We start from the raw sequence: 417 nt of genomic DNA, 5'->3' as shown, positions 1-417 counted from the left end.
ACGTCCGCTCAGGCCGGCCTGGCCTGGATGCTGCAGAACCCGGACATCACGGCGCCGGTCATCGGCGCCCGCACACCCGCCCAACTGGAGGAAAACCTCGGCGCCCTCGACATCGACCTGGCCGAAGACCACCTCGCGCGCCTCGACGAGGCCAGCGCGATCGACCTCGGCTATCCCCATCAGATGCTCGCCAGTGACCACATCCGGAATGTGACAGGGGGATCGTGAGGTTGCGAATCAACTCTTCCGGTAACGCACCGCGTCGTTCACCAGGGTCACCAATGCCTTGAGCCGCACGGCGGGGCCCTCGCCGGCCACAGTGGTGATGGGCATGAGCTCGGTGGTGTAAAGGACCGCAAACCACCAAGAGGCCATCGTTCGTGCCATGTAGAGCAGAGATGACGATGAAGCGTAGTC

The 417-nt window shown here is 64.3% G+C and carries 2 protein-coding genes; one reads left to right on the top strand and one right to left on the bottom strand.

What is annotated here, in order from left to right:
- The coding region (locus tag CS062_RS25555) for an aldo/keto reductase (protein ID WP_143742575.1) at positions 1-228 on the top strand (228 nt) is incomplete at its 5' end.
- 9 nt (positions 229-237) lie between these two features.
- On the opposite strand, the gene CS062_RS27160 is transcribed toward CS062_RS25555, so the two are convergent.
- A partial coding sequence (locus CS062_RS27160) for a hypothetical protein (protein WP_233218256.1) occupies positions 238-417 on the bottom strand: 180 nt, incomplete at its 5' end.

The sequence above is a fragment of the Roseateles chitinivorans genome (assembly GCF_002761755.1).
Classification (GTDB): Bacteria; Pseudomonadota; Gammaproteobacteria; order Burkholderiales; family Burkholderiaceae_C; genus Roseateles; species Roseateles chitinivorans.
This window is presented reverse-complemented; position numbering and strand designations above follow the sequence as displayed.